Origin of the sequence: Vibrio sp. THAF64 (assembly GCF_009363455.1) — a bacterium.
GTDB lineage: Bacteria > Pseudomonadota > Gammaproteobacteria > Enterobacterales > Vibrionaceae > Vibrio > Vibrio coralliilyticus.
The window spans coordinates 1,057,935-1,083,016 of record NZ_CP045356.1; the positions used below are offsets into that span (position 1 = coordinate 1,057,935).

General features: G+C 47.2%; 23 protein-coding genes. 6 read left to right on the plus strand and 17 right to left on the minus strand.

What is annotated here, in order from left to right; translation table 11 throughout:
- Positions 1-119: 119 nt before the first annotated feature.
- Both mrdA and FIU99_RS21315 read right to left on the minus strand, forming a co-directional pair.
- Positions 120-1,994: a penicillin-binding protein 2 gene (gene mrdA / locus FIU99_RS21310; protein ID WP_006959968.1), complete on the minus strand. Its 1,875-nt coding sequence runs from the start codon at positions 1,992-1,994 to the stop codon at positions 120-122.
- A gap of 277 nt (positions 1,995-2,271) precedes the next feature.
- A complete protein-coding gene (locus tag FIU99_RS21315; protein ID WP_039952025.1) occupies positions 2,272-3,663 on the minus strand; it encodes a glycoside hydrolase family 1 protein in 1,392 nt (463 codons plus the stop codon).
- Between the two features lie 269 nt (positions 3,664-3,932).
- Between FIU99_RS21315 and FIU99_RS21320 the strand changes: the two genes are divergently transcribed.
- Entirely contained in the window at positions 3,933-4,358 is a 426-nt protein-coding gene (locus FIU99_RS21320; protein ID WP_006959966.1) for a universal stress protein, read from the plus strand.
- Positions 4,359-4,420: 62 nt separating this feature from the next.
- On the opposite strand, the gene FIU99_RS21325 is transcribed toward FIU99_RS21320, so the two are convergent.
- The 10 genes from FIU99_RS21325 to FIU99_RS21370 all read right to left on the minus strand — a co-directional run bounded on the left by FIU99_RS21325 (position 4,421) and on the right by FIU99_RS21370 (position 16,620).
- A complete protein-coding gene (locus FIU99_RS21325; RefSeq protein WP_006959965.1) occupies positions 4,421-5,548 on the minus strand; it encodes an ABC transporter ATP-binding protein in 1,128 nt (375 codons plus the stop codon).
- Between the two features lie 9 nt (positions 5,549-5,557).
- A complete protein-coding gene (locus FIU99_RS21330) occupies positions 5,558-6,292 on the minus strand; it encodes an HAD family hydrolase (protein WP_006959963.1) in 735 nt (244 codons plus the stop codon).
- The gene (locus tag FIU99_RS21335; protein WP_006959962.1) at positions 6,282-7,703 is read right to left on the minus strand and encodes a CehA/McbA family metallohydrolase; all 1,422 of its coding nucleotides are present in this window, start codon (positions 7,701-7,703) and stop codon (positions 6,282-6,284) included. The genes FIU99_RS21330 and FIU99_RS21335 overlap by 11 nt, the downstream gene beginning before the upstream one ends.
- A gap of 64 nt (positions 7,704-7,767) precedes the next feature.
- Entirely contained in the window at positions 7,768-9,048 is a 1,281-nt protein-coding gene (locus FIU99_RS21340; RefSeq protein WP_152472531.1) for an extracellular solute-binding protein, read from the minus strand.
- Between the two features lie 6 nt (positions 9,049-9,054).
- Entirely contained in the window at positions 9,055-10,002 is a 948-nt protein-coding gene (locus tag FIU99_RS21345) for a carbohydrate ABC transporter permease (RefSeq protein WP_039951839.1), read from the minus strand.
- A 10-nt stretch (positions 10,003-10,012) separates the two neighbouring features.
- Positions 10,013-10,897 (minus strand): carbohydrate ABC transporter permease, encoded by an 885-nt coding sequence (locus tag FIU99_RS21350; RefSeq protein ID WP_006959955.1) that lies wholly within the window; start codon positions 10,895-10,897, stop codon positions 10,013-10,015.
- A gap of 106 nt (positions 10,898-11,003) precedes the next feature.
- Entirely contained in the window at positions 11,004-11,888 is an 885-nt protein-coding gene (locus FIU99_RS21355) for a LysR substrate-binding domain-containing protein (RefSeq protein ID WP_006959953.1), read from the minus strand.
- 74 nt (positions 11,889-11,962) lie between these two features.
- Positions 11,963-12,307, minus strand: coding sequence for a multidrug efflux SMR transporter (locus FIU99_RS21360; protein WP_006959951.1), 345 nt, complete (start codon positions 12,305-12,307; stop codon positions 11,963-11,965).
- 150 nt (positions 12,308-12,457) lie between these two features.
- On the minus strand, positions 12,458-15,526 hold the full coding sequence (locus FIU99_RS21365; RefSeq protein ID WP_006959949.1) for an efflux RND transporter permease subunit: 3,069 nt from the start codon (positions 15,524-15,526) through the stop codon (positions 12,458-12,460).
- 8 nt (positions 15,527-15,534) lie between these two features.
- Entirely contained in the window at positions 15,535-16,620 is a 1,086-nt protein-coding gene (locus FIU99_RS21370; RefSeq protein ID WP_006959947.1) for an efflux RND transporter periplasmic adaptor subunit, read from the minus strand.
- Between the two features lie 137 nt (positions 16,621-16,757).
- Here FIU99_RS21370 and FIU99_RS21375 point away from each other — a divergent pair, with 137 nt between their 5' ends.
- The 3 genes from FIU99_RS21375 to FIU99_RS21385 all read left to right on the plus strand — a co-directional run bounded on the left by FIU99_RS21375 (position 16,758) and on the right by FIU99_RS21385 (position 19,368).
- Positions 16,758-17,357: a TetR/AcrR family transcriptional regulator gene (locus FIU99_RS21375; protein ID WP_039951838.1), complete on the plus strand. Its 600-nt coding sequence runs from the start codon at positions 16,758-16,760 to the stop codon at positions 17,355-17,357.
- Positions 17,358-17,525: 168 nt separating this feature from the next.
- Positions 17,526-18,173: a recombinase family protein gene (locus FIU99_RS21380; protein ID WP_172974085.1), complete on the plus strand. Its 648-nt coding sequence runs from the start codon at positions 17,526-17,528 to the stop codon at positions 18,171-18,173.
- Positions 18,166-19,368, plus strand: coding sequence for a multidrug effflux MFS transporter (locus FIU99_RS21385; protein ID WP_006959941.1), 1,203 nt, complete (start codon positions 18,166-18,168; stop codon positions 19,366-19,368). Before FIU99_RS21380 ends, FIU99_RS21385 begins: the two co-directional genes overlap by 8 nt.
- Positions 19,369-19,379: 11 nt before the next feature.
- On the opposite strand, the gene FIU99_RS21390 is transcribed toward FIU99_RS21385, so the two are convergent.
- On the minus strand, positions 19,380-20,048 hold the full coding sequence (locus tag FIU99_RS21390) for a Crp/Fnr family transcriptional regulator (protein ID WP_006959940.1): 669 nt from the start codon (positions 20,046-20,048) through the stop codon (positions 19,380-19,382).
- 81 nt (positions 20,049-20,129) lie between these two features.
- Here FIU99_RS21390 and FIU99_RS21395 point away from each other — a divergent pair, with 81 nt between their 5' ends.
- Positions 20,130-20,612 (plus strand): heme-binding protein, encoded by a 483-nt coding sequence (locus FIU99_RS21395; protein ID WP_006959939.1) that lies wholly within the window; start codon positions 20,130-20,132, stop codon positions 20,610-20,612.
- A gap of 173 nt (positions 20,613-20,785) precedes the next feature.
- Here FIU99_RS21395 and FIU99_RS21400 read toward each other — a convergent pair whose 3' ends face one another.
- Both FIU99_RS21400 and FIU99_RS21405 read right to left on the minus strand, forming a co-directional pair.
- Positions 20,786-21,442, minus strand: coding sequence for a haloacid dehalogenase type II (locus tag FIU99_RS21400; RefSeq protein ID WP_006959938.1), 657 nt, complete (start codon positions 21,440-21,442; stop codon positions 20,786-20,788).
- 97 nt (positions 21,443-21,539) lie between these two features.
- Positions 21,540-22,088, minus strand: coding sequence for a carboxymuconolactone decarboxylase family protein (locus FIU99_RS21405; protein WP_006959937.1), 549 nt, complete (start codon positions 22,086-22,088; stop codon positions 21,540-21,542).
- Positions 22,089-22,345: 257 nt separating this feature from the next.
- Here FIU99_RS21405 and FIU99_RS21410 point away from each other — a divergent pair, with 257 nt between their 5' ends.
- The gene (locus FIU99_RS21410; RefSeq protein ID WP_006959936.1) at positions 22,346-22,930 is read left to right on the plus strand and encodes a TetR/AcrR family transcriptional regulator; all 585 of its coding nucleotides are present in this window, start codon (positions 22,346-22,348) and stop codon (positions 22,928-22,930) included.
- 30 nt (positions 22,931-22,960) lie between these two features.
- Here the strand turns inward: FIU99_RS21410 and FIU99_RS21415 are convergent, their stop codons facing one another.
- Complete coding sequence (locus tag FIU99_RS21415; RefSeq protein WP_006959934.1) at positions 22,961-24,136, minus strand: MalY/PatB family protein; 1,176 nt, start codon at positions 24,134-24,136, stop codon at positions 22,961-22,963.
- A 103-nt stretch (positions 24,137-24,239) separates the two neighbouring features.
- Positions 24,240-25,016 (minus strand): helix-turn-helix domain-containing protein, encoded by a 777-nt coding sequence (locus FIU99_RS21420; RefSeq protein WP_006959932.1) that lies wholly within the window; start codon positions 25,014-25,016, stop codon positions 24,240-24,242.
- Positions 25,017-25,082: the final 66 nt, after the last annotated feature.

A 25,082-nucleotide genomic window follows, 5' to 3' on the forward strand; every position in this document is an offset into this window, starting at 1 on the left:
GTTCTTATCCCTACTCATATTTTCCAACTAACCATATGAATCTAGATGACAATATTGAAACTCGCTACCGATCATCAAAAATTCATCCTATAGATGGGTTAATACGTAGAAACTCTCACTTAAGTCTGCTTTCTGGGGGCATGTTTACCCTTTTCAGTCAGCAAGTGATCAAACACATTTCGAACAAACGGCGCACCCACTTTGGAACCACCATTACCGTGTTCTATGACGACTGTCGTGACATACTCAGGATTGCGACACGGAGCAAACCCTGTAAACAAGCCGTGATCGAGAAGGTTGTGACTCAATTCTTTGGAGTTATAGACTTCGTCTTTCTTCAGGCCGAAAACCTGTGCGGTTCCCGACTTACCACCACTGCAATACTCGGTCCCTCTGAACGCTCTTCGGCCTGAACCTCTTGGGCCTTCATTCACCAGTCGCATTGCATTCAGAGCAATATCCCATGAACTGTCATCCACTTGTTTCATGTTGTTAGTCACTGGCTCATCAACTAACGTCGCAGACTCAAAGCTTTGACCATGCTCAATGACCGCTTTCAGCAGATGAGGTGGCGTGACATTGCCGTGATTTACCAATACCGATGTCGCTTTAGCAATTTGCAACGGTGTGGCCGTCCAGTAACCCTGTCCAATACCAATAGGCACCGTATCCCCTTTATACCAAGGTTGATGATGGCGGCGCTGTTTCCACTCTCGGGTCGGCATATTGGCTTCCGTTTCCTCAAGAATGTCTATGCCTGTCAGCTGACCAAACCCAAACAGCCCCATCCAATCCGAGATACGATCAATCCCCAAATCGTAAGCCATCTGATAGAAAAACGAATCTACCGACTCTTCAATCGCTAGCGTGACATCAACATCACCATGCCCCCAGCGGCGCCAGTCACGCCAAGCTTTGGAATGACGACTGGAGCCAGGAATCTGCCAACGACCGTGATCGTTACGAATCGTAGTAGGGCTGATGACATGTTCAGTCAGCCCAGCAATCGCCATGAAGGGCTTCACTGTAGAGGCGGGCGGATACACACCAAGGGTGGCACGATTGACCAATGGGTGGTGAGCATCTTCAAGTAATTTACGATACGCAGGCCCTGATATCCCATCAACAAAAGGGTTTGGGTCATAACTGGGGCTGGATGCCATCGCCAGTACACTGTTGTCTTTCGGGTCAAGTACCACCGCACTGCCCTGCCTGTCTCCCAACAGTTTGTAGACATAATTCTGTAAATCGACGTCAATGTTCAGAACGATATCTTTACCCGCCACAGGGGGCACATATTCAAGGGTGCGAATCACTCGACCACGGCTGTTCACTTCAACTTCTTCATAGCCTTGCTCGCCGTGGAGCATTTTTTCGTAGTAGCGCTCGATCCCGAGCTTGCCGATGTTCTTCGTTGCCCGGTAGTTAGACAACTCATCCTGACGCTTGAGACGCTCAATATCGCGATCATTGATGTGAGAAACGTAACCTACAACATGCGTCAGTGACGCACCATAAGGATAAAAACGTTTCATTTCAGCGTTGATTACAAAGCCCGGAAATTCATGTTGATGCGCAGAAAAACGGGCCACTTCCAACTCAGATAGCTCCCCCTTTATGGTCACCGCCTTGAAACGCCTGCGATGTAGATGTTCAAGCTGGTTCACCTGCTCTGGTGATAAATCGACATATTTTTGCAAGTTAACAATGGATTGTTCGAGGTTGAGCGCTTTATCCGGAAACACATCCAACACATAAACAGGAATGTTTTTGGCTATGAGATGGCCGTTGCGGTCATAAATCAGCCCTCGAGGAGGAGAAATAGGCAGAACCTGAATACGGTTGTCATTTGCTCGGGTCTGGTAGTAGTCAAAATCTTTGACTTCCAAGTGGTAGAGGTTTGCCACCAGCACACCCAATAGGGCGATCATCGCAATAAAAGCCACGACCGCGCGGCGCTGGAATAGCTTAACTTCCCACTCATGATTGCGCATGTGGGTACGTTGTCGATTGAACTTCATAATAGGGGAACAAATTGACGGTGATTTTTCGTCCTACACCTGTCAATATATTTACATTTGGTTACATTGGCGATTACTTTAACAACAACGGGTAAGCGTTATGTACGAAGAGTGTCAACATCCCCAAATCAACTAGTCTCTCAAGCGAGCCAGAAAATAATCTGAAAGAGCAGCAAGACTTAAAGTCTGCCATTGATTTCTTCCTCTCATATCGGAGGGTAAAGTAAAGGAGCCATATGGCTCCTTTATTTCAAGACTTTAGCGATGCTCCGTGAGTTCGGATAACGTCCTGATACCAGAAAAAGCTTTTCTTGCGCTTACGCTCTAATGTGCCACTTCCATCGTCATGACGATCAACATAAATGTAGCCGTAACGCTTACTCATTTCCGCAGTGGAATTGGCAACCAGATCAATAGGGCCCCAACTGGTGAAGCCCATCAGCTCCACTCCATCCAATATAGCTTCTCTGGCCTGAACCAAATGATCATTGAGATAGGCAATGCGATAATCATCTTCTATCTCCCCATTGGCGTTGATTTCATCGCGCGCCCCAAGCCCATTTTCAACAATGAACAACGGCTTCTGATAGCGGTCATAAAGAAAGTTAAGCAAGATGCGTAGCCCTTTAGGATCAATCAGCCAACCCCACTGACTTTTCTCTAAATACGGGTTTGGCACGCTGTCGACAATGTTACCGACCTCTTTCTGCTTGGGATCTGCACTAGCACAGCCACTCGCATAATAGCTGAATGAAATGAAGTCAACGCTGGCGCTCGCCAGTTCCTCTACATCACCTGGCTGCATATCGATCTCAATCCCTTTTTCACGGAAATAGCGAAGCATGTAACCTGGGTAACGACCACGAGTCTGGACATCACCAAAAAACAGCCATTTGTTATTTTCCTGCATCGCCGCGATGACATCGTCGGGATTGCAGGTATACGGATAATTGAGTGCACCAAGCAACATGTTACCTATCTTGGCATCTGGAATAATCTCATGGCATAGTTTCACCGCTTTTGCATTAGCGACAAGCTGATGATGTATTGCCTGATAAATGGCCTGCTCACTAGCCTCTTCAGCCAAGCCCACACCGGTAAATGGCGCGTGTAGAGACATGTTGATTTCATTGAACGTCAACCACAGTTTGACCTTGTTCTGATAGCGTTCAAACACGGTACGAGCATAGCGCTCAAAGAAGCTAATCAGTTCACGGCTTGCCCAACCGCCATAGTTTTCTACCAACGCGTAAGGCATCTCATAATGAGACAAGGTGACAAAAGGCGTAATGTCATGTTTCGCTAATTCGTCGAAGATACGATCATAATACGCCAAGCCTTCTTCATTGGGCTCGGATTCATCGCCATTCGGGAATATACGCGTCCAAGCAATGGACAACCTCAGACAGTTGAACCCCATTTCATTAAACAGAGCAATATCTTCTGGATAACGCTGGTAAAAATCTATCGCCAGATCTTTAATACCTTCGGTGCGTTGTTGGCGCGTCTGGTGTGGACTGAGAATCCCATTGGGCAACATGTCGGACGTCGACAGCCCTTTACCATCAAGATCAAAACTGCCTTCCACCTGATTCGCAGCAATCGCGCCGCCCCACAGAAAATGCTTAGGAAATGTTGTCATCATATTCTCTCTCACTTCGAGTCTGAACTGAGTGTAACTCACATTTTAGGAACAAAATGAGGCTGAGGTGTGAGATAGTTATTTCCTAGTTTTTAAGGTTATCAACACAAAAAAACAGCGCATGATTTAAGATGACCGATTAACGAAACATGCGAGCATTTGTACATACAAACCAATGCAATTTGTAGCATTTCCGCGATCTCTTAGACAAAATTTTTCAGCGATTCGCTCTATGATGAAATGAGTCAGTTCAATAAGAGGACATGGTAATGAAATATCGACATATTCTGGTCGCGCTGGAACTTTCTGAAGAGAGCAATGTGTTGATTGAAAGAGCGGTATTTATGGCTAAGCAGCATGACGCGGAGATTTCGCTGATTCACATTGATGGCACCCATGGAGAAATCTATCCAGAGCTGGTCGACATTCACGCTGACGCCAGCGTCAGACCACTCAACGAACACTCGATGGAATGGTTGCGCGCATTCCAAACCAAGCTAGATTTTCCTGTGAAGCATTTTTTAGTCGGGACTGGCGATCTGGGCGATAAGCTCAATGACACCATTACAGAAAACCGTGTCGACTTGCTGATATGTGGCCACCATCAGGACTTCTGGAGTAAGATCATTTCTTATTCAAGACACCTGATCAACAAATCTCCGGTCGACATTCTGGTTGTGCCAATTCCGAACTAATCCAGCGAGTTAAAAATCAAAAAAGCCATCCTTAACGGATGGCTTCGTCATATTATGTGCGGCTACACTAGCGCCTGCTCGGTCTCGATATCAAAAAGGTGGCACTCAGAGACATTAAAATTCAATAACGCCTCTTCACCATTAAACACCATGCGATCTGCATCAAGCGGCACGCGAGCAATCAATTTGTCATTACCGAGTTGGAAATAGAGGTACAGCTCATTCCCCATCGATTCCACGACATTAATAGGATGACGTTGAGTGTTGACTTCTGAGAGTGGTGCATCATGGTTCGCCAGTTGAATATGCTCTGGGCGAATACCAAACCACACCCACTGGCCGATTTTCTGCCTTGCTAAGTCTTGCTTACTTTCTGGCAACGTCCATCGGTTACCGCTCTCTGCTATGGCATTCATTACACCATCAATTTCATCAATACGGGCTTTAATGATGTTCATCGCCGGAGAGCCAATAAAACCTGCCACAAATTTGTTGGCTGGATAGCGGTATAAGTTCATTGGGGTATCCACTTGCATGATTTCCCCCTGATTGAGCACACAAATGCGATCCCCAAGCGTCATGGCTTCCACCTGATCGTGGGTCACATAAATCATGGTTGCATTCTGCCCTTCCGCTTTGAGATCAGAGTGCAGCTGAGCAATGCTCACTCGGGTAGACACTCGCAATTTAGCATCAAGGTTCGACAACGGCTCATCAAACAAAAACACATCTGGCTTGCGCACCATGGCGCGACCAAGTGCAACACGCTGTCTTTGACCACCTGACATTTCACCGGGTTTATTTTGCAGTAAATGCTCAATCTCTAACGTTTTTGCCGCCTCAGAAATACGCAGTTCAATTTCTGACTTTGCCAGTTTTTGCTGTTTAAGCCCGAATGCCATGTTTTCATACACCGACATATGTGGGTATAGCGCATAGTTCTGAAACACCATTGAGATACCGCGATCTTTCGGCGGTAAATCGTTGACGCGTTTGTCACCGATATAGACATCACCGTGAGAAATCTCTTCTAGGCCAGCGATCATTCTTAAGGTCGTCGACTTAGCACAGCCAGACGGCCCAACAAACACCATAAACTCGCCTTCGCGAATGTTCAGGTCAACACCATGAACCGCTTTGAATCCATTCGGGTAGGTTTTTTCCACCCCTTTAAGCGTGACTTCCGCCATAGCTTATCCTTAAATCAACTCGTTAAATGCGTGTGGGTCAAAATGGGCTACCGATGGAATCACCAGATCTGCAACAGGCGTCAGTTCGCTTTCCAATGCGGTTCCAGTTAGAACACCGATTTTCTTCGCGCCCGCATTGGTGCCAAATTCCATGTCTGACACCGTGTCGCCAAACATGATCACTTCGTGCGGCTCAACACCGCATTGCTGACAAAAAGCATTCAACAATGCCGGGGCTGGCTTTGGTTCGATGTCACCATCCGAGTAACCGACATAATCAAACATCTCGCTCAAACCAGATTGCTGCAAAGTGTAGAGTGTTGAGTCCTTGGTATCCGCGGTAGCAATGCCAAGAATCATGCCCTGCTGCTTAAGTGAATCTAGTTTTTCTGTTACCCCTGGCAGCGCTTCAACCCATTCGGGATGATTAGCGACATGATGGTTAAACGCCTCTTTGGTCACACGGGTAAACATTTCCAGAGAAACAGCTGGGCGTAGGATCTCGAACCAAGCTTTGGCCGTGTCTTCCACCGGATTGGACGCCAACAGACCATGGTTATCGACAGAGTCGCCCTCTACGCCGATGGCTAAGAGTAACTCCGCAACTGTGACGTTTTGATGACCCTGGTTTGTGTCACTGAAATCCTTTACGGTCTGGCACGCACTGCGTGAAGCGTTGAGCCACATATTGTGGAATTCCAGCAGAGTGCCATCTTTATCAAACAATAGTGCTTTAAACTTCATCACTATTTAATCGCTCCATAAGTTCACCCCAGGTTTTGACCAGAGGCGTAGTAAAAATGGGTTGGTCGCCGTCATAAACGGCGTTAATACAGCCTTCAAATTCATCATTCTCGGCGCGGCGGATATCGATGCGGCACCAAGAGTAGCCTGCTTCTACAAACAGCATTTGTTCGGTGTTGTGCAACGTGACTTTGGCAACGACAACGCCATCGACAACACATTCGGCGTAATAAATATGCTCATCATCGTCCACAGCCAACTGGTAGCACAAAGCCTGCCCTTTAGAATCGCAGCCGGGTAATAACTCGTTGCTGTTGATGGCAAAAGATAAACCGCAGCGACGCTCTAAATAGACATGTCCGTTCCGTAGCCCAGCGAGAATGCCTTCACCACACAGTCCATGACTAAACACAAAGGTTGACGGGTCACCGTAGAGTGAAGGTTCCGTCGCTTTCGGATTGCGCTCATGAGGCTCTAGGTGGGAATCACTGCCGCCAATGGCGCTGATTCTATGGCCGCAATTCCACATTTCGTTCAATACCTTAAGCGCTGAGTTTGTCGCTTTAGGTGATGTTGGCCAAGTCGGATCGCAACACACCTCAAACGTCGATACTTTGTCGAGTTCGAGCGGTGCATAATGCCAATGCCATGGCTTCATCATCGGGTGGTTAACACTAATAGAGCTATGAGAAGCGTTGGCCAATGCCAGTCCTGCTTCCATCACACTTTGGCTGCTATGCTCAACATGACGCAAATCCAGCGCAGATTGTGGACCATGAACATTGAAGTGCCCAAGGTCTGTAGTCACTTCAAGGGCAGGCATAAACAGGCATTGCTCAGACAAGGGTAATCTTGGCTGGCAGATGTTGTGTTCAGTAAGGAAGAAGAAATCTAAGCCCTGCGCTTCGACTATCTGCTTGGCAGCAGAAAGGGTGTTGTGTCCATCCGATAACTGAGTATGTGCATGCAGATCACCTCGATACCAACGAGACTCTGAGCTCAATAACCGGCTGTAATCAAAAGAAATCTGATGATCCAACCCTACAGTTGCGACACTGTCTATAGCTAGAGTATCAACCGGTTGATCAAACGCGATATTCACCTGATACTGCATCGCCCGCTCGGAACGAAACTCACCTTCAAGGTTGTACAGCTCCAGAGACCACTCTCCAGCAATCAGCTCACCGTCAATCGCGCCAAACCCTGACTGCTCTGCACAGATATTCAGCGACTTATGCGCTTTTTCAAACAATACCTTTCCGCGAAAATGACCATGGCTATCGTACGCTACTGCGTATAAGAACCCTTTGGTCACAGTCGTGCCCGTAATTTGAACGGCCTCAGCACCGTGCGGAACCATAAACGACAACGACACTCTGCCGAAGGTCAGTTCACCTTGAAATTCTGTCATCGGTTTCACCAATTAAATCCACTGTAGGATGGAGGAGCCTACCTAAGCAGGCTCCTTATCAAGATTAAGAACGGTTGGCTCTATCCAGTGCACGCTGCGCTTTCTTCGCCGCTTGTTTCAGCGCTTTCTCAGCAGGTACGTTCTGAATTTGAATCTGATCGGCAGCCACTTTCAGGGCATCCATGATCTTGCCATTCGTTGGGTCTAGGAAATCCTGGCTGGCGAAGCTTGCCTGCTTTAACGGAATCAGAGCTTGTGGGTTGTCCTTGGTGAACGCCTGATACTCAGGCACGCTTTCTACACTCATACGTACAGGGATGTAACCTGTGAACATAGACCAGTTCGCGGTGTTCTTAGCGTTGGTATAAAACTCCATAAACTCAAACGCACCTTGTGCTGCCTTGTCGTCGGTCCCTTTAGGCATTACGTAGACAAGAGCACCAGCTTGAGGTGCGGATGGGTGAGAACCCCAACCAGGCTGTGTGGTTGCAGCAAGTTTAGTGAAATCGAGATCGCCCTGATCACCCGATGAGCCTGTGTAACCAAGGGCGTTGTCTTTCATGACATCATCAATGGTCTTGTACCAGTACTCCCAGCCCTGACCACCGTGGTGAATACGCATGATTTGGTCTTCGTGAATCCATTTGCGGAAGCTGTCCCACACTTCAACCCATTGCTTTGAGTCAATCAGTACTGTTTTGCCATCATCGCTGATCACCTTAGCGCCATTAGAGAAAGCGGCGTCGATCATATTGTCCTGACCCCACATCGGTTCCCAGCCATAAAAAGTCGTGTTGCCTTTCGCATCTCGCTGAGTCACTTTCTCAGCAACTTTAGCCACATCCTGCCAGGTACTCAGGTCTTTCTCCGTAAAGCCATTGTCTGCCAACACTTTCTTGTTGTAGTAAAACACCTGGGTCGTACCGTAAGCTGGTAAGCCAATCACTGTTCCATCTTCAGCCGTCACCTGATCTTTAAACGCCCCGACAAAATCCGAGAAGTTGAACTCTGCGTCCATATACGGTTTAAGATCACGACTCAAGCCGCGCTCATACATCGCCTCAGCTCGGACCGAGTCAAGCAGAACCACTTCCGGAGCGGTTTTTGAAGCCAAACCTGCCTGCAGTTTCTGATAAGTTTCGGTGTAGTTTCCTTGCAATGCTGGCTTGATGACATATTCATCTTGGCTGGCATTAAACTCTTCAATAAGCTGAGTCATCAGCTTCTGAGGTTTTGTACCGCCGGAATACCAGAAATTCACTTCCGTTTTTGCCAGAACGCTACCCGAGACCATTGAAGCGCTCGCTGCGCCAGCACACACTAGTGCGAGAGTTTTTAGTTTCATTTCCATTTACTCTTTTACGCCGTTATCGGCGATACCTGAAAGAATCGTCTTTTGACACAAGACGAATAGAATCAACAAAGGCAATACGGCAATCGTGCTGGCTGCCATAATTTGCGACCAGTTAAGACCGTAATTGCCTTCGGCGATGAAGTAGTGGCGAATCCCGGTTGCAATCAGGTTCAACTCTTGTGAAGTGATCACCAGACTCGGCCACATGTAACTGTTGTAGTTCGTGATAAAGGTAATCAAGAACAAGGTTGCGACCGCTGCTCTGCATTGAGGCAGCAAAATCGCCCATAAGATTTTCAGCTCACCAGCACCATCAATGCGTGCTGCTTCGATCAGTGACGGATGGATTTTGATGAAGACCTGACGCAGGTAGAAAACGCCAAAAATAGACGCGGCATTAGACACCACCAGCCCCATATGTGAGTCAAGCAGCCCCAGCTTCGCCAGCGTGATGTAAGATGGAATGTAAGTCACCGCCCCCGGCAACATGTAACAGCCCATCACAACAAAATAGAGCACTGTCTTTGAGCGGAATTTCAACTGAGTCAAGGCATAAGCGAACATCGCAGAATTGATGATCACTAGCAAAGTCGTAAAAAGCGCCACACTGAAGCTGTTGAAAATGTACAGCCCAAATGGTGCGCTATGGAACGTCTCAATAAAGGTCTCCCAGCGAAATCGCTCCGGAATCAAATTCAGTGGGCTGGCAAAAATCTCATCGTTCGATTTCAGAGAACCAGACAACATCCAGAGGAAAGGGAACACCATCAGTGTTCCGCATATGGCGAGGAACAGGTGCTTACCTATCGAAGTCAGTGTTTGTATTTCCAGCCGCTTACTGGCGGTTTCCTGACTAGCTGGTAATGACTGGTCAGTGGTCGCCGCTTGAAGTGACCCATTTATCTGGCGTAATCGTGGCGCGCTATCCATAACTTGTGTCGTCATAATCCTATCCTCAGTAGTAAACCCAGCGTTTACCAATGTAGGTATTTGCCAGTGCCAGTAGTCCAGTGATCAGGAAAATCACCAATGATGTCGCCGCCGCCGGCCCCATTTCATAACGCTCAAACGCTTGCTGATAGAAGAGATAAAGCAGTGTGCGAGTCTCACCACCAGGCCCGCCTTGCGTCAGGATCTGGAACTGGTCAAACGCCTGAACCGCATTGATGATGTTGACCACCAACAAGAAGAAAGTTGTCGGCGATACTAGAGGTAAGGTGATTTTGAAAAAGCGAGTCAGACTGCTGCAACCGTCAATCAGTGACGCTTCATAGAGAGAACTCGGGATTTTGTTGAGCGCGCTGATGTAAAACAGCATTGTCCAGCCGATGGCCTGCCAGATAGTGACAATAATCACCGCGACCATGGCAGTATCGCCCTGCTCCAACCAGGCAATCTTGTCGAAACCCATCGACATCAGAATTTGATTCGCCAGACCGGATTTGGACTCAAACACCCAAGACCAGACAATCGAAACCGCAACCGTTGGTGTAATCCAGGGTGAGAAGATTACTGCACGATAAAACTGGCTGCCCGCAAAGTTTTTATGCAGCAGTAAAGCAAAGATCAGCCCCAGCACCACAGTCGGAATAACCACACCAAGAGAAAACCAAAATGTGTTGAGTAACGCCTGAGTAAACTCAAAATCCTCGACCATATACTGATAGTTTTCCAAGCCGATGAAATCGTATTCAGGCGAGATATAATCCCAATCTGTAAAGCTGATATAAATGGAGTAGCCGAACGGCACTAACCAAAAAGCCACCAGTGGAATCAGCAGTGGTGCAGTAAACAACAGCACTTTGAGGTGGTTCGATATTTGTTGTGAGATGGTACTCATGGTTTGACCTTAGTACTTCCGTGATATGTCAATAAACTAAGTGCGCTATATGACAAGCCTGTTGGAGTGCCCCTCATTTTTTTTATGGGCACTCATAAGAAAATCTTTAAGCCAAGCCATCATCTTTGATCTGATGGTGCAGCCAGTCACAAAAGAAATTGACCTTGGCATTACGACTGTTATTGGTGATCAGATAATGGCCCGATTCCGCTGGCATAGAGGCATCCACCGCCAATACCAGCTCTCCACTCTTTAACAGTTCTGACACCGCCAGCGACCTTACCAACAACGCGCCGACACCATGTTTGACCGCTTCCAAAGCATGCAGAGAGTTACTGATTTCGAGCTGAACTTTGGGCAGCATCGCATCGAACTGATTGTGGCTTAGCCACTGAAGCCAGTTCTCCTGATATCCCTTGACCTGCACGGCAGGAAGCTGTGAAAAATCACGCTCATCAAGCTGAGTTTGATAAACACGTTTGAACTCAGGACTGCACACCAGTTGCCAGTGTTCCTGAAAGAGTCGCTCAGCACTGGTGTCTTCACTTTCTACTTTGCCATTGGTCAATTCGATATCAACGTTCTGACAAGGTGTAGTTGAAGGCCAGTCGACCAACTGAATATCAAGGCGAATGAAAGGGTATTTGTTGTAAAAATGCGGTAAGCGCGGCAGAAGCCAGTTATGGCAAAGGGTGTGGTTCACCCTGAGGCTCAGTACATCAGTTTCCTTTTCACCGAACAACAGTTGAGTCTGAAGTTTAAGGTGAGCTAGAGAGCCAGAAACAATCGGTTGGTACTGCTGAGCAGACGACGTCAACCTGACGCCCTTTTGCGTTCGCTCAAACAGCGTCGCATCAAGAAACGCTTCCAGACTTTTCAACTGTTGACTTACAGCGGCCTGCGTAACACACAATTCCCGAGCAGCGGCACCAATCGAGCCAAGCCGGGCAACCGCTTCAAAAGCGACCAGAGCACGTAAAGGAGGTAACATGGCGTTCACCTGATTGAAATAAAACTGAAAACTACTTCAATCAGGTTGCAGATTTTCGACGCGAAGATGACAGATTAATGACTAACGGAGGTGGAGAACAGATTTATGATCACCGTCCCACACAGGATAAAGCTGATACCAACCAAAGCATACACATCCAACTTTTGTCCGTAGACCAGCCAGGAAAGAGCAGCGACAAGAACAATGCCCGCGCCACACCAGATCGCATAAGCCACGCCTAACGCCATGCTCTGTACTGTCAACGAAAGTAGATAAAACGCTACTCCATAACCCACTAACACGCCCAATGTAGGATACAACGCCGTAAACTGCTGCGTTTTTGGCAACCAAGAGGTGGCGAAGACTTCAAGAACAATAGCGATAATCAGGGTCACCGCAGGTGGTAAGGACAACAACATATTTAACCCGCATTTATAGTGTAAATCGGGCAGGCTAATGAGCTTGCATGTCACTATTGTGTCGATACCTAATAGAAAACCTAAGCAAAGTGCTTAGGTTTTCTGAAGTGAATCATCGCTATGAACTTAGTGGTTCAGAGCGGCGATGTTTTAAGCCGCTATTTTGTGCGGTAGCTTGGTTAACAAGGTGAAAATGGAAGGCACAAAATAGAACGATAGCAGAGTCGTCAGTGCCGTCCCCCCAGCGATCGCCACCGCAAACGGCGGCCAGAACCCACCACCAGCGAGAATTAAAGGCAAGAAGCCCCCAATAGTCGTAATCGTGGTCGACGTAATGTGGCGAGTACAACTCATGACAGCGGCCAAAATCGCCTCTGAATCACCATTGAGCGCATCGGTATCCGCTCTGAGTTCTGCAAGAATCACGATAGCCGCGTTAATCGCAAGACCTATCACCCCCAGCAGCGCAATGATGACGGTAAAGCCAAACGGATAACTGAACAACCATACGGAAAGAATGCCCAACCCTGCAGCCAGTCCCGCGACGAAAAATATCACCGCACTCAGCCTGAATGAATTGAATGACAACACCACAACCAGCACCATGAGAATCATCACCAGAGAGACATTACCAATCAGGCTGTTAACCGACTCATCACGTTCAGCGGCTTCGCCTCCAAACTCAACTCGGTAGCCAGCAGGAAACGAGTAGCCTTCCAGTGCTTTTTTAAATTCGTTTAGCACAGTTTGGGGTAACACTCCCGCTTCGATATACCCTTCGATGGTGTTAACGCGAACACCATTACGACGAGTAATATTGCCTCGACTTGGTGTCAGCTCCAAAGAGGATAAGTTAAGTACGGTAGTGCCCAGTTCTGCATCACTTTGCATTAGTGGAAAACGAAGATTGTTTAAATCACTGTAGCTTTCGCGTTGCTCATCTTTAACCCGAACACGGACGGGAACCGACTCTGTCCCTTCAATCACGCTGCCACTTTCTCGGCCGACGAGTGTTGACTGAAGTAAGCCGGCAAATTGATTTAGGCTCACCCCATTCATCTGGATCGCCTGCTCATCCACCGTCACACGATACTGAGGCACACCGGATGTCAGGCTCTCACGAGTGTGTGTCACATGGGGTACTTGAGAAAGGAGCAGGCGAATATCTTCACCAATCGATTTGAGTTGTTCCAGATTGTTGCCATACACTCGCAGTTCAACAGGGGCATTAAACGGTGGGCCCTGTTCTAGCTTTCTGACCAACACTTGAGCTTGTGGCACTTTCTTGTCCAGCAGCGCTTGAAGCTTAGGTATTAAGGCGTTTGCGGTCTGAAAATCGACGGTTTTCACCATTGCCTGAGCAAAGTATGGCGCTTTTTGTTGGTTGCCGACCAGGTTGTAATAAAAAGAAGGGAAAGAAGCCCCGACAACCCAATGGACCTGCTCAACGCCTTGTTCAGCTGTGATTAAATCCTGAATGATCTCCGTGGTCGCTTCGGTTGCGTAAATACTCGATTGTGGAGGAAGAAATACCTGCACTTCAAACATGTCACGGTCAGAGGTCGGGAAAAACTGCTCGGTAAGCTGAGACGTGCTCCAGAACCCAAATAGCGGCAGCACCAGTGAGAGCCCTACAGCAAGGAAAGGGTGGCGAATCGACCAAGCGACGGAGGCAGAGAACCCTCGGCTGAGGGCCGGAATAGTCACACCTGTCTGATACCAGTGGTGGCCTTCCTGCTGACGAGGCAAAAAGACACTCGACAACGCTGCGATGATCGAATGGGAAATGATGTAAGATCCAATCAGAGAAAACGACACCGTCAGGGCGATAGCCCCCACAAACTCTCCCGTAGCTCCCGGCATCAAAAAGATTGGCGCAAAGGCTAACACCGTGGTCAGCGTTGACCCAAGCAGCGGCACCCATAAGTGTTGAATCGCCTTCATGGCCGATTCCAACTTCGCCATGCCTTTCAATCGATAGCTTTGGATAGTGTCGACCATCACGACTGCATTATCGACCATGATGCCCAATGCAACGATAAACCCCGTCACCGACATCTGGTTGATAGGAATTCCGAGGAACTTCATGAAAGTGGTCGTCATCAGCATAGTCAGAGGCAGTGCCAAAGCGATGATAACCGCCGCTCGAATACCCAATGTAAACAGCAGAACGGCCAATACCAACGCTAAACCAATCATTAAGCTTTCGCTGAGCTCAAATAGGCGGTTTTCGGTGTAGCCCTGTTGGCTGAACAGCACATCGGCGCGAATTTCTTTTGGTAGCTCTTGCTCGAACTGCGCTAGCACCTTCATGGCGGCTGGTGTCCATTTATCGACACGCAGATTAGATTGCATGCGCGCCGCAACGATCACCCCAGGCTGACCATCCAGCAACGCCATTTCATCAAACGGGGCTTTGGCCGAGCGCCTGACTTGTGCAATATCGCCAATTTGAACCGTATGCCCGTTTTCATCTACCGCAACAGGCACGTTACGGATTCTTTCAAGTGAGTCCAAATTGGACGTCAGCTCAAGACCATAGCGAGTATCCTGAGTATTCAGCTCCCCTGCGGAATTTTTTGCATCGGCGCCTTCAAGCACACTGGCAAGTTGCTGGGCAGAGACACCAAGCGAAACCGCATCACTGACATTGAGGTTAACCACTATCTCTTCATCAGGGAGACCGTATTCATCCACAAATTCGGTACCTGACATGGTTCTAAGACGCGTTCCCAGCTCTTTGGCATAGCGCCCCATCGTGAGCAATTCAGGCTCACCAACGCCTTGCCATTTTAGACCTATGATAGTGGTAAATGCGTAGGTGCGATCACTGTCTAATTCAGGCGGCAAAGCTTCCGCGGGCAGTTCCGGTTCTACATCAGACAGCTTATCGCGCACTTTGGACCAGATCGGATCGGAGTCTGTAATCGATTCATTCAGCTCAACGCCTATCACTGCAATTCCCATGCGTGACGTCGACGTAATGAGATTAATTTCATCGATCTGCCTGAGCTTATTCTCAATGACTTCTGTCACCAGTGATTCCACCCGAGTCGCACTCGCGCCGGGATAAACCGCTGTGATGGTCGCGTTGCGATTAGCAATAATCGGGTCTTCGGCTCTGGGCAAAGTCTGAAACGCAGATAAGCCACTGACAATAAGAAACGCCACAGCAAGAATCATCAAACGGGTATTGGAAAGGATACTTTGATACTTCATGGCGACACTCACTCAGCAGTTTGCACTGGTTGGCCGGGGACCACCTTATGCAGCCCGGACGTCACAATTTCGTCTCCACCACTCAGGCTGCCTTGTACATACACTGAATCGTTGCTGGCAAATAGAACATTCACTACTCTTCGCTCGATAATTTTCTGCCCTTGCTCTGAACCCAAGGTATATACATTCCATGTACCGCGAACCCCATCCGTCAGTGCGGTGGCAGGAATCCAGAATCCACTATCGGTGTACGATTTTTCAAAGGTCAGATAAGCCAATTCACCATCCAAAACAGCGCCACTGTCCTGAAGAAGAAAACGCAGCCCGACACTGCGAGAATTACTGTCAACGTTCGAAGGATGAGAAAGTAAGGTGGCCGCATAGGGCTTATCATTGACGGTTATGCTGACATTTTTGAGCTGAGAGAATTTCTTGATGTCTTTACGATTAATACCAATCAGCGCTTCTTTGTTGTCGGATGACAGTAAAGATAAGGTCGCAGTGCCCGTGGATACCACATCACCTATCGATACAAAACGTTTGCTCACCACTCCCGCATAAGGTGCTTTTAGTATCGACTTTTCTAGTTTGAGTGAATTGGCTTCAAGCGCAGATTTTACTCGCAGTGCGTTAGCGGCAAGGCTCTCTTTCTCACTGGTGAGCGCATCAATTTCAGACTCAGAACTGAAACCTTTCTTTTGCAGCGAATACTGACGTTTAAGGTTACTGTCGGTCAATTTGGCCTGAGAACGGATCTCTTCCAGTTGTGCCAACAGCTCATTTCTCTCAGCATCAAGTAATTGAGTGTCCAGAGTCACTAAGATGTCACCTTGCTTAACTTGATCACCCACATCCACATTGATACTGAGCACTTTCCCTGCCAGCTCAAAACCAAGGTTTGCTCGCTGCGCTGCCTGAACAACGCCGACATATTCTCTCGGGACAACGTATCCATCACTTTTCTCAATGTTTTTTGAGTCTACGGTGATGAGGTTTATTGGTTTAGGTTCTTCACCCACGGATTCAGAGCACCCAGAAACCAGCAATAGAGTTGTCATTACCAGCGCTGTCGCCATTTTATTCTGATACAGCATAAGTCAGCCTCGTTAACCAAAAATCAACAATCAAACTAGACGGTCTAGTTTGATCACATATTAAACAGCAACAAAACTAGACTGTCCAGTTTGATATTGATATGTTTGGCTCGTGTCCTGCAAATTGCGAAAGATCGATGACAAGTGCCAGTGAATTAAAACGCCAAAGAATTCTCCAAGCGGCCACTGAATTATTCGGTGTCCACGGCTATGGTGCCAGTATGGATAGTATTTCGAAGCTCGCTGATGTTTCGAAACAAACCATCTACTCGCATTTCAAAACCAAGGACTTGTTGTTTGAAACGTGCATGAGAAACAAATGCTTGGAATATCAAGCGAATGAAGCGGTGCTCGACCTCAACCTGCCAATTGAAGAGGCTTTGGTGAAATTTGGGATGGGTTTTCACCAAACTCTGCTGAACCCAGGCGCACAACAAACGTATCGAAATGCGGTCAGCAACATCGATACTCACCCAGAGTTTACCGCTACCTATTTAGAGTACGGCCCGATTCAAACAACCAAAATGCTTGAGCAATATCTGGATAAGAAAGTTGAAGACGGCACCATTCAACTTGATGTCTCCAGTCATCAAAGCGCCATTCAGTTACTGCTGATGTTTCATGGCAAGGCGGTCTACTGGCGCTATCTCGGTGAGAACATCGAAGAATCTCACGAACAAAAGCATCAATACATCAAGAGTTGTGTCGACCTGTTCTTGAGCCACACGCTAAAGTAACCTCTTTCCGAACTTGTGCTCAGAACGCTTCTGACGCCCAAAATTTATCTCTCCTTTTCTCAATAGGTTAAGCCATCTCTCCATGGTAATGGTTCATTTGGTGTTGATCTTATTTATGAGCCTATCTATATTTATGACCTATCACACCAAATGAACCAAAACATTTTTATGGCGACGTACCTTTACTCTCGATATTCTCCAAAAAACCAAGCCTACTCTCAGCAACTTGAGCAATTGCAGAGTTGCACTCCTGAAGCAAAACACTTTCAGGACAAAGTGCGTGGATACGTTCCAGCGATGGAGCGTCCTGAATTCGTAAAGCTTTTAGACACGCTAAAAACCGGCGATACCGTGGTCATTTGGTGGCTAAGTGCATTTGGCCATGATTTTAGTCAGGCGCTCAGCGTGGTGGAGAGACTTCAAAACAAAGGCGTCAATTTACAAACCGTGTGTGAGCCATTGCGAATCGAACCCAACACAATACAAAGCCAAACTCTACTCGCCCTACTGTCGGGTTATGGGCAAGTGCAGACTCAGCATCGCTTATTTGCTGCCGAAATGGGGCGTAAGCAGCTCAAAGATAACCCAGAACTGTGGAAACAGAAATTCCGTGGCCGCCCAGCTGATAAGCAGAAACATCGCCGGATTGCCGAGCTTTTGATGCAAGGTAAAACACTACATAGCGTGGCAGAACAATGCGATGTGAGTCTATCGACGGTGAAAAGAGTCAAAGCCAGGCTCCAGCAAGATGATGATGAGGGCTGCCTAAAACGCCGAGCACAAGGTCCGTCTGCTTGTGGGGAAAATGATGAGTAATTCTATCCAGCCAAGAGCCATTCTGCTCGCCTGCTTAATCATCAGTATTGGCCAGTTAAGCATGGGGCTGGTGTTTCCTTCACTACCGTGGATAGCTCGCGACTTTAGCATCTCACTCGACCAGGCTCAGTTGTTAGTCAGTGTGTACTTACTTGGCTTTGGGCCTTCACAGTTCCTATACGGTCCTATATCCGATTCGCTAGGACGCAAAAAGGTATTGCTAGCAGGTTTATTGATTGCAATGACAGGCTTAGTGCTGATTATCTCCTTCAGCGACTCATTTACCGGCATGGTACTTGGACGATTGCTGCAAGGCTTAGGAACGGGTTGTTGCGCGGTATTGGCCCGAGCCTCAACCAGAGATCGCTACAGTGGTGCTCAACTGCCTGTCGCCCTTTCTTACATCGCTATGGCGGCGTCAATCACACCTTTGATAGCACCAGTATTGGGCGGCTTTATCAATTTTCACTTTGGCTGGAGCATGGTATTTGTCTCATTGTTGGGTTATGTAGCAATCGCATGGGCGATCATTGTGATTCGCTTTGACGAAACGTTAAGCCAAACCAAGCCTATGCCTTCACCAGCTAATATGCTGAGACAATATCGCGAATTAGTCACCTCCCGATACTTCATCAGCTTCGCCAGTATCGGCTGGCTAAACTTCAGCCTGATGATCACTACCGTCTCAGTGATGCCGTTTATCATGCAAGATCAGATTGGGATGACATCAGATGAATACGCCATGTGGGCACTCATTCCAGCATTGGGCATGCTGACAGGTACCAGTATCTGTAATCGAGTAAGGCCGATAATTGGCAGTAAGAAAATGCTGCTGTGCACACCTGTGTTGCACCTTGCTTCAGCCCTATGGTTTTTCTTCTGCCCGCTTGAGCCGCTCTATCTGATGTTCGGCCAACTATTGATGATTTTAGGCAATGCGATAGCGCTACCATGTGCGCAAGCAATGGTAATGCAACCCTACAAGAAACAAGCGGGAGCAGCGGCGGCCATGTCTGGTGGCGGACAAATGATCATCTCATCTATCGTCAGCATGGCACTGGTCACACTGGGTTTGAATCAAGCATGGCACCTGAGTTTTGTAATTATCGCTTTCGCCGCCATTACACTGGGCAACATTGTACGTGGATTCAGTACTCATGAGGCCTTGGTGCAGAAAGAGCGTCAGGCCGTATGATTTTCCAATATTTACACGGTTGGATTTCGGTCAAAAGAAGCGTGTATGTGAATCTTTTTGTAACCCAATGAGATAACACCTTCTGCTTGCAGCTTGTTCAACTGTAATCCGACCGCTTCTTTAGTCACGCCCAGTAAACAGGCCAGATCCATTTGGCTCATCGCTAAGGTGTCGGTATTTTGCCAACGGCTTAGCTGAGCCAACATGGCTTTCGTCCTTTCCATCAAAGGTTGGAACACGATATCTTCCAGCCTTCGGTTGTAATGAACCACATACTGAGCCAACTGGTGACTAATACAATGCCACAGCTGAGGGTTTTGGTCAGCCACAGCCATAAAATCCGTCAATGAGAACTGAATTAACTCGGTTTCGGCTAAAGCAATCGCATCATTTGGTCTCGTACCACCGCCAAAACAACCAATCACACCAAACCACTCACCCTGAGTGAGATCCTTAATAATGAATTCTTTACCAGATTCACTGCACTTGGTGATTCTCACCGCCCCACGGTTAACGAAAAACAGATGTTTGGCCTCATCACCTGCATAATGAATATATTGTTTTTCGGCGTAGAGAACTTTGCTTTGAGTGCCCTCAAGTTTGGCACGCAGTGAAGGATCTAACTGCTCAAAACTTGAGCTCAACAGTTCACTTTGTCCTTCTGTCTGATTCTTTTCCATAAACACAATCCAAATTGTAGAGTCGTCTTTACACCGATGGGTATATATACCTCTCCAACGAATTAACACCTAGGAGAGCCCATGTTAAACAAGTTCACCACGACACTTGCCAGCCTACTTCTTGGAATCTCATCCGTTCACGCTGCGGAGATACCAAGCAAATTCTACCTGCCCACCAATGTCGCAGAACAAATTGCCAAAGAAGCCATCGCTGAGTGCAATGCTGTTAACGTCCCGATTTCGGTTTCCGTTGTCAATGATCAAGGTCGATTACTCTATTTCTATCGTGGCGAAGGCACTGGTAGTAACACCGTTCACACCAGCTTTCGTAAAGCCTATACTTCCGCCACCCTTAAGGCGCCAACTTCAGCGTTAACTGGCGCAGTTGAAGCAAAAGGGTTTAGCCAGTTGGGTAAAATGGAAGACGATATTCTTATCCTAACGGGTGGGCTACCCATTACATACAAAGGTACCGTCATTGGTGCCATTGGCTTATCTGGCGCACCTAACCCTCTTATTGAAGAAGAGTGTGGTAAAAAAGCGATCAGCAAAATAGCGCTTTAACATTGGCCACTCACTTCCTGTGAGTGGTTTTGTTGAACGGCTTTACAGCACTTTTCATTGTCGGTCGTAATGGCCAGTGTAGAGATTGGTTGACCAGCAGACTACAAACGAGATTGTATTTACAGCGACAAGAGAAGCGGGAGGTGCATGCGAGACTCATGCACCCTGCGATGTTAATCCGTAGTGAGTTGTTCAAGTGTAGAAATGGTACGGGTAGGTTCAATGCCCCAAGGGTCAAACAACGCTTCCTCGCTACGCTTAACCCACACAGACTGGATGCCCGATGACATTGCACCGAGAATATCAAATGGATTACTCGATACCAGCCAGACATTAAAAGCACCCGTACAATCAATCAGATACTGATACACATCTGGATTAGGTTTAAAAGTTTCGATATCTTCGCAGCTAATGACACCATCAAAAAACGCATGCAATTCCGCTCGGTCAAGCAGTGTATTGACGGCTTGAGTTTCGCCATTGGAGAAAGCAAAAAGTCGATGACCCGCTGCCTTGAGGCGCTTAAGTGCCTCGGCCACATCTCCAAAAGCGGGCAGGCTCAGATACCCTTCTAACAGTCGTGTTTTTTGTTCATCAGACAACTCAACGTTGTGGTAATCACAGCTGTAATCTAAAGCGTGTTGAGTACACACTGAAAACGGTTGATACGTTTTCATCAAGCCGCGACGAAAAGAGTATTCCAGCTGTTTGTCACGCCAAGTCTGGCTAAATGCTGATGCCTTATCTCCAATCCAGTCTTCTAGCAAAGCGATCAAACCATGGGTATTAATCAAAGTGCCATACACATCGAAGGCAAATGTCTTACTCACTGCACGCTCCTTATAACAATGCTCACGTCTTAGTGAGCATTGATAACTATAGGTCACTGGCGGCAAATAATCTGATTTGTGCCACCCTGCAACTCGACTATTTTTTCCAGGCGTAAGCTTCAAACATGGCATCGACTGGCGTCTGAGCGATGCGATTAACGTAATTGCTAATGACCTTTTGAGACAAGCCAAGAATCACTTCAAGTACATGCTTTTGACCATAACCAGCTGCAAAAAATGCCGATAGTTCTTGTTCAGATACATTTCCTCGGCCTCGAACCACACTCAAGGTAAAGTCATGGAGCGCCTGAAGCTTCTCTGTAGGCATCGCTTGACCATTTCGCAACGCTTCAGTTAATGCAGGATCAACTTTCATTGAATGGGCAATGGCAGTATGGGCCGGCACACAGTAGTGGCATTCATGCTCAACGTTAATGGTCTGCCACACAACGGTCAGCTCTTCCTCATCAAATGAGGTACTAGTGAAAGATTGATGGAGCTGCGTGTAGCTCTGCAACAGTTCTGGCGATTCCGCCATAACAGAATAAAGCCCAGGAATGCGTCCCATGCGTTGCTGAGCACCTTCTAGAATCGCTTTACTAGCCTCTGGCGCACTTTCCACACTGTGTAATTTGAATTCACTCATAATGATGTCCTGCCATATTCACGTTAATTCAGAGAAGGAACCCCTTCCTCGTATTTCGATGTTTACTATAGAATCACTTGAACGACTGTTCAAGTTTAATTTTGAACACTCGTTCAAATAATTACAGAGTCATATTTAAACTGTGGATTAACTGGAAGGCAGCAGGATAGGAAGACGACAGTTGTCCTGATTACTTTACCCTTGCGAGGGAAAAAACTATAATTTGAACTATCGTTCAAAATAACCAGAGAACAATTATGGGGAATGCTGCCAAATTCGACCGTCAGCAAGTCATCGATAAAGCCACCCATTTATATTGGGAAAAAGGCTTCCATGCCACATCAATGCGCCACCTTCAGGAAGTGATTGATATGCGTCCGGGCAGTATTTACGCGGCATTCGGCAGTAAAGAAGAACTATTTAAACAAGCGTTAAGTCATTACACCCAAATGGGTATATCGAAACTAGAGCAGTTCAAGTCCCAAAACGACTCTCCCCTAGCAGCACTCAAGGCTTTCGTTAAACATCTTGTTTTACAATCGCAAAAAGGCGCACCAGATGGCATGTGTATGCTGGCAAAATCCGTTGCTGAGCTTACCGAAGCTAACCAAGATTTACTGGATGAGGCCAGACACTCTTTAAGATTAATGGAGCGTCAGTTTGAATTAGTACTGCAACAAGCTCAGCAACAGGGGGAATTAAGTGCAGATAAAGACACTCAGCGACTCGCCAGTCACGTTCAGATCCAGATCGCAGGTCTGAGAACCTATGGGAAAGCCAACAACAACCCTGAACTTTTGGAATCACTGATCGACGATATGTTCGGTCATTACCCCTTCTAATGAGAGGAGGCAATGCCTCCTCTTACTTTGCTAACTCACTTCTTTTATCGCCGCTGATAATGCGTGGAACGATTTCTCGATCTGTTCCAATGGCGACGCAATGTTCATTCGATAGAAGCTGGGATTCTTCTCCCCAAACCATCCACCAGGTGTCAGCCCCATTTTCGCTTGTGTGAACAACAGACTTTTCAGTGCTTCGGGCTCTAGATCGAGCCCAGAAAAGTCGAGCCAGATCTGGTTCGTTCCTTGCGGTTTAAACATTTTTATTTGTGGTAGGTTTTGCCCAATGTAAGCCTCAACCCAGTCGATGGTATTTTGTGTATAAGCGAGAAACCCCTCAAACCAAGCCTGACCATGAATGTATGCAGCAATGGTGGCGTAATTGGTCAACGTATTACCGTGATCCAATGCCATTGAGGCCACCGTGGACTTAATCTCTTCGAGCAGTGCTTGGTCTTCTGTATAAAGATAACCATTAGCAATACTGTTCAGACCGAAGTTCTTTGCTGGCGAGCCAATGATCGACACAACGTTATCGTAGTTTTGGGTGAGAATACTGTTGAATTGATGGCCTTCAAAAACGATGTCGGCATGAATCTCATCACTGATCACCATAACATTGTACTTGGCCGCAATCGCCACCAGCTTCGCTAACTCATCCTGAGTCCAAACGCGTCCGACTGGATTATGAGGGTTACAGAGCAGAACAATTTTGACGTTGTCCTCTCTCAATTTAGCTTCAAAGTCGTCGAAATCCGGCTGATATTGGCCATCTTCTAATGCAAGCGGGTTAGCAACCACTTTGCGTCCAGCAGACTCAATCAGCCTTCTAAATTGGTGATAGACAGGTACCTGAATAAGCACACCATCGCCTTTGTTAGACCACTCACGGATCATCAATGCAATCGCGCTCAGTATTCCTGGCACTTGCACAAAGTAACTTGGGTTAAGATCCAAACCATGGCGCTGCTTATTCCAGTCAGAAATGGCTTTAAACACACTTTCTGAGTCAAATTCATAAGCGTATCTCTCACGTTCAACGATCCGAGCCAAAGCTTGAGTGATCGGGTGAGCAACAGGGAAGTCCATATCCGCTACCCAATAAGGCAACACATCATCAGTCCCGTATATCTGCTGAAGTATCTTGCTGTCGTGCTTGATAAATTTGTCTGAAATATCGTTTCTTTGCGGTTTTGTCGTAAACATAGCTACTCGCCTGAGGGTCATTTAATGTACTGTTCCTAACCTTAGACGACATAAAACGGCGAAAGACGAAAATAATTGGGACATTTCAGACATATTTTGAACATTATGGAAACGCGTTACATTTCATGAAGTTCAGCGGTGTTTGCCCAATTTGTTTCTTAAAAAACGCGATAAAGGCGCTGTCGGAAGAAAATTCTAGCAAGTGCGCGACATCACTAACCTGACGTTCACGGCACAGAAGCTCGATGGCTTTTAGGGTTCGCCATTGCTGCTTCCACTCCTGATAAGACATACCCGTTTCGGCCTTGAAGATCCGAGTAATGGTTTTAGGACTGGCTCCCGCAGAGTTAGCTAACGTCACCAAATCTGGTGCGAGAAAGGCTTCATCCGAGACTTGACGACGGAACCCATTCAATCTCCGGTCTGTGGGCAGTGGCAACTCGTAAGAGTATGTTTTGCTTTGACTAAACTCTTCCCAAAACAGAGCGGTGTAGTTGGTCATTCCCGATTCAGGTTTGTCTATAGGCCAGAAAGCCATCTTGTTAATCAGTGCTTTCAGTAACTCACTGACTTCAATAATGGTAATCGCTTCAGGGCAAGAGAAAGCGTCACAATCAAAATACAACGAGCGGTATGCCACAACATTGGTCATAAAAGCACGATGTATTGTGTTTGGTGGAATCCAAACTGCCTTCGTGGGAGGAAGGATACAAATAGAGTCCGACAACGCGAAATTCATGCAGCCTTTTGGCGCATATAGCAACTGTCCTTTTTGGTGTTTGTGTAAGCCGGAGTCGTGTCTGCCAAGATCAGCCGCAATGCCCACCACTTTAGAATTAACACTGTCGGGATCTATCACAGAATGTTCATCGATCAGCACACCATTGTCCTTATTTTGATGTTTTTTGTATTATTATCGTTAATAGAAAAATAGTAGTGCTCCTTA

Bases quoted from the DNA above. Each gene is read 5' to 3' on its own strand.
- mrdA (WP_006959968.1), bottom strand. From the start codon at position 1,994: ATGCGCAATCATGAGTGGGAAGTTAAGCTATTCCAGCGCCGCGCGGTC.
- FIU99_RS21315 (WP_039952025.1), bottom strand. From the start codon at position 3,663: ATGACAACATTTCCTAAGCATTTTCTGTGGGGCGGCGCGATTGCTGCG.
- FIU99_RS21320 (WP_006959966.1), top strand. From the start codon at position 3,933: ATGAAATATCGACATATTCTGGTCGCGCTGGAACTTTCTGAAGAGAGC.
- FIU99_RS21325 (WP_006959965.1), bottom strand. From the start codon at position 5,548: ATGGCGGAAGTCACGCTTAAAGGGGTGGAAAAAACCTACCCGAATGGA.
- FIU99_RS21330 (WP_006959963.1), bottom strand. From the start codon at position 6,292: ATGAAGTTTAAAGCACTATTGTTTGATAAAGATGGCACTCTGCTGGAA.
- FIU99_RS21335 (WP_006959962.1), bottom strand. From the start codon at position 7,703: ATGACAGAATTTCAAGGTGAACTGACCTTCGGCAGAGTGTCGTTGTCG.
- FIU99_RS21340 (WP_152472531.1), bottom strand. From the start codon at position 9,048: ATGAAACTAAAAACTCTCGCACTAGTGTGTGCTGGCGCAGCGAGCGCT.
- FIU99_RS21345 (WP_039951839.1), bottom strand. From the start codon at position 10,002: ATGACGACACAAGTTATGGATAGCGCGCCACGATTACGCCAGATAAAT.
- FIU99_RS21350 (WP_006959955.1), bottom strand. From the start codon at position 10,897: ATGAGTACCATCTCACAACAAATATCGAACCACCTCAAAGTGCTGTTG.
- FIU99_RS21355 (WP_006959953.1), bottom strand. From the start codon at position 11,888: ATGTTACCTCCTTTACGTGCTCTGGTCGCTTTTGAAGCGGTTGCCCGG.
- FIU99_RS21360 (WP_006959951.1), bottom strand. From the start codon at position 12,307: ATGTTGTTGTCCTTACCACCTGCGGTGACCCTGATTATCGCTATTGTT.
- FIU99_RS21365 (WP_006959949.1), bottom strand. From the start codon at position 15,526: ATGAAGTATCAAAGTATCCTTTCCAATACCCGTTTGATGATTCTTGCT.
- FIU99_RS21370 (WP_006959947.1), bottom strand. From the start codon at position 16,620: ATGCTGTATCAGAATAAAATGGCGACAGCGCTGGTAATGACAACTCTA.
- FIU99_RS21375 (WP_039951838.1), top strand. From the start codon at position 16,758: ATGACAAGTGCCAGTGAATTAAAACGCCAAAGAATTCTCCAAGCGGCC.
- FIU99_RS21380 (WP_172974085.1), top strand. From the start codon at position 17,526: ATGGCGACGTACCTTTACTCTCGATATTCTCCAAAAAACCAAGCCTAC.
- FIU99_RS21385 (WP_006959941.1), top strand. From the start codon at position 18,166: ATGAGTAATTCTATCCAGCCAAGAGCCATTCTGCTCGCCTGCTTAATC.
- FIU99_RS21390 (WP_006959940.1), bottom strand. From the start codon at position 20,048: ATGGAAAAGAATCAGACAGAAGGACAAAGTGAACTGTTGAGCTCAAGT.
- FIU99_RS21395 (WP_006959939.1), top strand. From the start codon at position 20,130: ATGTTAAACAAGTTCACCACGACACTTGCCAGCCTACTTCTTGGAATC.
- FIU99_RS21405 (WP_006959937.1), bottom strand. From the start codon at position 22,088: ATGAGTGAATTCAAATTACACAGTGTGGAAAGTGCGCCAGAGGCTAGT.
- FIU99_RS21410 (WP_006959936.1), top strand. From the start codon at position 22,346: ATGGGGAATGCTGCCAAATTCGACCGTCAGCAAGTCATCGATAAAGCC.
- FIU99_RS21415 (WP_006959934.1), bottom strand. From the start codon at position 24,136: ATGTTTACGACAAAACCGCAAAGAAACGATATTTCAGACAAATTTATC.